This window comes from Mesorhizobium sp. M7A.F.Ca.CA.002.15.2.1 (assembly GCF_003998715.1).
Taxonomy (GTDB): Bacteria; Pseudomonadota; Alphaproteobacteria; order Rhizobiales; family Rhizobiaceae; genus Mesorhizobium; species Mesorhizobium ciceri.
Genome location: NZ_RZPI01000359.1, coordinates 1 through 5,672, shown reverse-complemented (window position 1 = coordinate 5,672; position 5,672 = coordinate 1). Strand labels below are relative to the sequence as shown.

The 5,672-nt window shown below is 63.5% G+C and carries 5 protein-coding genes; 2 read left to right on the top strand and 3 right to left on the bottom strand.

Annotated elements, in window-relative coordinates:
* On the top strand, nt 1-495 hold a 495-nt coding region (locus ENZ74_RS19685), incomplete at its 5' end, for a pyridoxal phosphate-dependent aminotransferase (RefSeq protein ID WP_164761090.1).
* The gene (locus tag ENZ74_RS19680) at nt 492-2,942 is read left to right on the top strand and encodes an FAD-dependent oxidoreductase (protein ID WP_013531133.1); all 2,451 of its coding nucleotides are present in this window, start codon (nt 492-494) and stop codon (nt 2,940-2,942) included. The genes ENZ74_RS19685 and ENZ74_RS19680, both read left to right, overlap by 4 nt.
* Nucleotides 2,943-2,993: 51 nt before the next feature.
* Here ENZ74_RS19680 and ENZ74_RS19675 read toward each other — a convergent pair whose 3' ends face one another.
* The 3 genes from ENZ74_RS19675 to ENZ74_RS19665 are packed head-to-tail and all read right to left on the bottom strand — an operon-like array spanning nt 2,994 to nt 5,565.
* Nucleotides 2,994-3,581, bottom strand: coding sequence for an NAD(P)H-dependent oxidoreductase (locus ENZ74_RS19675; protein WP_013531132.1), 588 nt, complete (start codon nt 3,579-3,581; stop codon nt 2,994-2,996).
* On the bottom strand, nt 3,581-4,162 hold the full coding sequence (locus tag ENZ74_RS19670; protein ID WP_063170260.1) for an NAD(P)H-dependent oxidoreductase: 582 nt from the start codon (nt 4,160-4,162) through the stop codon (nt 3,581-3,583). The genes ENZ74_RS19675 and ENZ74_RS19670 overlap by 1 nt, the downstream gene beginning before the upstream one ends.
* A complete protein-coding gene (locus ENZ74_RS19665) occupies nt 4,162-5,565 on the bottom strand; it encodes an FAD-binding oxidoreductase (RefSeq protein WP_063168222.1) in 1,404 nt (467 codons plus the stop codon). The genes ENZ74_RS19670 and ENZ74_RS19665 overlap by 1 nt, the downstream gene beginning before the upstream one ends.
* Between the last annotated feature and the right edge of the window lie 107 nt (nt 5,566-5,672).

Sequence of the window (5,672 nt, the reverse complement as noted above, 5' to 3'; positions counted from 1 at the left end):
CTGGTCATCAATTCGATGTCCAAGAGCCACGGCATGACCGGTTGGCGCATGGGCTGGCTGACGGGACCGGAGCAGATGATCACGCTCATGATCAATCTCAATCTGGTGACGACCTACGGCCTGCCGGCCTTCATCTCGATCGCTTGTTCCGAGGCGCTGGAGAACCGTTACGGCGTCAAGGAGATCGCCGAACGCTACGCGGCACGCCGCACCGTCTTGCTCGACGCCGTGCGGGGCATGAACGATGTCACCGTGCGCGGTTCGGAGGGCGGCATGTATGTCATGCTCGACATCTCGGCCGTCGAGCCGGACGACGAGAAATTCGCCTGGGCCCTGCTCGACAAGGAAAAGGTTGGCGTGATGCCCGGCTCCAGCTTCGGCGAGGCGGCCGCCGGCCACATTCGCATCAGCCTCTGCCAGCCCGAACCCGTGCTGCAGGAAGCTGCACTTCGTCTGCGCCGCTTTGCTTCCAGCTACCGTTGCGAGGCAGCATGATCGCCAAGGCAGTTCCCGCCAAAGCAAGAGCGGTCATCATCGGCGGCGGCGTTTCCGGCTGCTCGGTCGCCTATCACCTGGCCAAGCTCGGCTGGACCGATATCGTGCTTCTCGAACGCAAGCAGCTGACGTCGGGCACGACATGGCATGCCGCCGGCCTGATCGGCCAGCTGCGCGGTTCGCAGAACATGACGCGGCTGGCGAAATATTCCGCCGACCTCTACGTCAAGCTGGAAGCAGAGACCGAAGTCGGCACCGGCATGCGCCAGGTCGGTTCGATCACCGTGGCGCTGACCGAGGAGCGCAAGCACGAGATCTACAGGCAAGCGTCGCTGGCGCGTGCCTTCGATGTCGACGTGCGCGAGATTTCGCCCAGGGAAGTCAGCGAGATGTACCCGCATCTCAATGTTTCCGATGTCGTCGGCGCCGTGCATCTGCCGCTCGACGGCCAGTGCGACCCCGCCAACATCGCCATGGCACTGGCCAAGGGCGCGCGCCAGCGCGGTGCGACCATCGTCGAGAACGTCAAGGTCACCAAGGTCCACAGCAAGGCCGGCCGCGTCACGGGCGTGTCCTGGACACAAGGCGAAGAGCAAGGCACGATCGAGGCCGACATCGTCGTCAACTGCGCCGGCATGTGGGCGCGCGAACTGGGAGCGCAGAACGGCGTCACCATCCCGCTGCACGCCTGCGAGCATTTTTACCTCGTCACCGAGCCGATCCCCGGCCTCACCCGCCTGCCGGTGCTGCGTGTGCCCGACGAGTGTGCCTACTACAAGGAGGACGCCGGCAAGATGATGCTGGGCGCTTTCGAGCCGGTGGCAAAGCCCTGGGGCATGGACGGCATCCGTGAAGATTTCTGCTTCGACCAACTGCCGGAGGATATGGAGCATTTCGAGCCGATCCTCGAAATGGGCGTCAACCGCATGCCGATGCTGGCGACCGCCGGCATCCACACCTTCTTCAATGGTCCCGAGAGTTTTACGCCCGACGACCGCTACTATCTCGGCGAGGCGCCGGAACTGTCCGGCTACTGGATGGCGACCGGCTACAATTCGATCGGCATCGTCTCCTCCGGTGGCGCCGGCATGGCGCTGGCGCAGTGGATCAATGACGGCGAAGCCCCCTTCGACCTGTGGGAAGTAGACATCCGCCGCGCCCAGCCGTTCCAGAAGAACCGCCGCTATTTGAAGGAGCGCGTCTCTGAAACGCTTGGTCTGCTCTATGCCGATCATTTCCCCTATCGTCAGATGGCGACGTCGCGCAATGTCAGGCGCTCGCCGCTGCACGAGCATCTGAAGGCGCGCGGCGCTGTCTTCGGCGAAGTCGCCGGCTGGGAGCGCGCCAACTGGTTCGCCCGCGAGGGCCAGGAGCGCGAATACCGCTATTCCTGGAAGCGCCAGAACTGGTTCGACAATCAGCGCAAGGAACACCTTGCGGTCAGGAATGGCGTCGGCCTGTTCGACATGACCTCGTTCGGCAAGATCCGTGTCGAGGGCCGCGACGCCTGTGCTTTCCTGCAAAGACTATGCGCCAACGACATGGATGTCGCGCCGGGCAAGATCGTCTACACCCAGATGCTCAACCAGCGCGGCGGCATCGAGAGTGACCTGACGGTCTCGCGGTTGTCCGAGACGGCGTTCTTCCTCGTCGTCCCAGGCGCCACGCTGCAGCGCGATCTGGCTTGGCTGCGCAAGCACGTCGCCGACGAGTTCGTCGTCGTCACCGACGTAACGGCGGCCGAAAGCGTGCTCTGCCTGATGGGCCCGGACGCGAGAAAGCTGATCCAGAAGGTCAGCCCGAACGATTTCTCCAATGAGAAAAATCCGTTCGGCACGTATCAGGAGATCGAAATCGGCATGGGCCTGGCTCGCGCCCACCGCGTCACCTATGTCGGCGAACTCGGCTGGGAGCTCTATGTCTCGACCGACCAGGCGGCCCATGTCTTCGAGGTGGTCGAGGAGGCAGGTGTGGATGTCGGCCTGAAACTCTGCGGCCTGCACACGCTGGATTCCTGCCGCATCGAAAAAGCGTTCCGGCATTTCGGCCATGACATCACCGACGAGGACAATGTGCTGGAAGCCGGCCTCGGCTTCGCGGTGAAGACCGCCAAGGGCGACTTCATCGGCCGTGACGCGGTGCTGCGCAAGAAGGAAGCCGGCCTGTCACGCCGGCTCGTACAGTTCCGGCTGAAGGATCCGGAACCCCTGCTCTTCCATAACGAGGCGATCCTGCGCGACGGTAAGATCGTTGGTCCGATAACGTCTGGCAATTACGGCCATCACCTCGGCGGCGCCGTCGGGCTGGGCTATGTGCCTTGCGAGGGCGAGAGCGAGGCGGATGTGCTGGCGTCGTCCTATGAGATCGAAATCGCCGGCGAGCGTTTTGCGGCGGAAGCCTCGCTGAAGCCGATGTACGATCCGAAATCGGAGCGGACGAGGATGTAGTGCCTTCTCGCCTCCCCCTTTGTGGGGGGGAAGGAAGGGAAAGTCGCCCTCTCAAAACCTTTCCAGCTTCCCTCGCACCTTCGCCAGAAACGCCGCCCTTGTCGCCGGCGTCGAGGCATCCATCAAATAGTGCGCCAGGAAAAACGTCCGGCAGCGCGTGGCGCACAGCGCCCGCATGCCGCGCAGCAGGGTCTTGCGTCCCGGCTGGCCGACGACGACGCTCCACCAGGTCGGCGCGCCGCAGGTGGTGATGACGCCGACCTTGGTTACATGCGTCATCAGCGACTTGATCCGTCCCTTGCCGGTCGGCAGCTTGAAGGCGACGTCCGTCGCCCACACCCGGTCGAGCCAGCCCTTCAGCATCGCCGGCAGTCCGTACCACCAGGTCGGATAGACGAACAGGATCGCTTCGGCCCAGTTGAGCAGTTCGAAATGCGGCTTCAGTGCCGGGTCCTGCGGCGCCTGGTCATTGTAGGAGCGCCGCTCGTCGCAGCCCATCACCGGGTCGAATTTCTCCGCATAGAGGTCGAGCAGCCGCACCTCCCAGCCTCGTCGCATCAGCACGTCGATGGCAGTGTCGCGGATGGCGGCGCAAAAGCTCTCGGGTACCGGATGGCAGTAGACCACCAGTGCGCGCATCAGAACTCATCCATGCGGGCCGCGACCTTGGTCGTGAAAGCCTTGCGCGAGCCGTCGGTAGACAGGTTCATCGCGTAGTGCGCGAGGTAGGTCACCGGCGCGCCCGGTTTGACGGTGGCGCGCAGCATCCGCTTGATCAGCCTGCGCGGCGGATCGCCCATCAGCAGGGCGCGGAACCGGCTGCCGCCGTAGGTGGTCACCGCCGCAACCTTGCGAATGTTGTGCAGCGACGGCTGCGCCTTGCCGTCGACCAATTTGAACGACACGCCGGGCAAGAACACGCGATCGAAAAAGCCTTTCAGGATCGCTGGAAAGCCATAGTTCCAGACGGGATAGGAAAGCACCAGCGCATCGGCGCGCAGCAGGCGCTCGACATAAGGCGCGACAGCGTCGGCGGGGCCACGTGGGTTGTGGTAGTCCAGCCGCTCCTGGCGCGTCAGTCGCGGATCGAAACCCTCGGCATAGAGATCGCAGTCGTCGACCGTATGGCCCGCCGCCGTCAGGCGCTCGACGATCATCCGGTGCAGGCCGGCATTGAAGCTGGTCTCGACCGGATGGGCGTAGAGGACGAGGATGTTCATCATCCTACCTTCTGCAGCCCCCTGAACAAAAAAGTCCGCCCGGAACGGTAGTCGTAGTCCGGGTTCTCCCAGGCGATCATCTTGCCGGGGTTGAGGAGCCCTTGCGGATCGGTCTGGCGCTTGAAGGCGAGTTGCACCGCGTCGGTCTGCTTCATGCCGCCCTCTTCCAGCGTGTAGCGATGCGGGTTGAAGATCGGGCAACCGTTCGCTTCATGCAGGCGCACGATCTCGTCGAGCCGCGCTTCGGTCGTGAACTTGACCAGCGGCAGGCCGAAGCAGGTAATGTTGCCGTCCAGCCGCACGAATTCGAGATGCGAGAAAACCTCGCCCGGAAACATCGCATCCATCTTCTCGACAAGCGCCAGCTGGTTGGGAAAGGGATAGAGCGACTGCAGATAGGTGATCGAAGGGTCGACGCGCAGCGCCCTCAGCGTGGTGTGGTTCCAAGCCAATTCATAGGCCGGCGGCAGGCCTTTTTTCTCATCCGGCGTCGCCGTGGCCGCATTGTAGATCACCTCGCCGCCGGCACGCCGGGTGAAGGCAAGAAAAGCGTCCAGCCCGGGCTGCGCCACCATGACGACGCAAATGCTCTGCCCGTCGCTCAGGAATTTCTGGTGCCGCTTGAAATAGAGCTGCGGCACGGGTGCCGCTATCGGCGTGATCAGCTTGGTCAGGATGCCATCCTGACAGGCCAGCGCATTGCCATAGCGGGCCGCATCCATGAAAGCGTCGAAGCCGACAATGACGTCGATCCAGTCATACGCCGCGGTCAGCGGCATCTCGACTTCCGATATGATGCCGTTGGTGCCGTAGGCATGGGTCACCTTGTGCAGATCCGCGCCGGTGAGCTCGAGCGCTTTCGGCTCGGCCTCCATGGTCACCACGCGCAGCCGAAGCACATTGCCGAAATCGCGCAACCCGCCGAAATTGATCGAGCCGATGCCGCCCGAACCGCCGGCGATGAAGCCGCCAATCGAGGCTGTGTTGTAGGTGGAGGGCGATAGCCGCAGTTCCTGCCCGGAATGCGCCCGCGTTGCCTTGTCGATATCGGCCAGGATCGCCCCCGGCCCGGTCACGACGCGACCCGGAGCGATCGACTTGATCTCGTTCATCTCGGCAAGGTTGAGCACGACGCCGCCGGAGAGCGGCATCGCCTGGCCGTAATTACCGGTGCCGCTGCCGCGCGGTGTCACCGGCACGCCATGACGATGACTGGCGGCAAGCACGCGGATCAGTTCGGCCTCGTTCTTCGGCGTCACGATCAGGTCGCCGGTGACATGGTCGAGCTGCTGCTTCAGCACCGGGCTGTACCAGTAGAAGTCACGGCTCTTCTGCTGGACGATGGCCGGATTGTCGTCGACCTTCAGGCCTTCGAGATCGCGTTTGAGCGCCGAAACATCCATCATTCCACCATCAGTTCGTCGAGTTCGGCATAATCTGGCAATTGGCGGTCGATCGCCTTGCCGCCGCGCACCACGATGCGATCCGATTCGGGCCGCGACAGCAATTC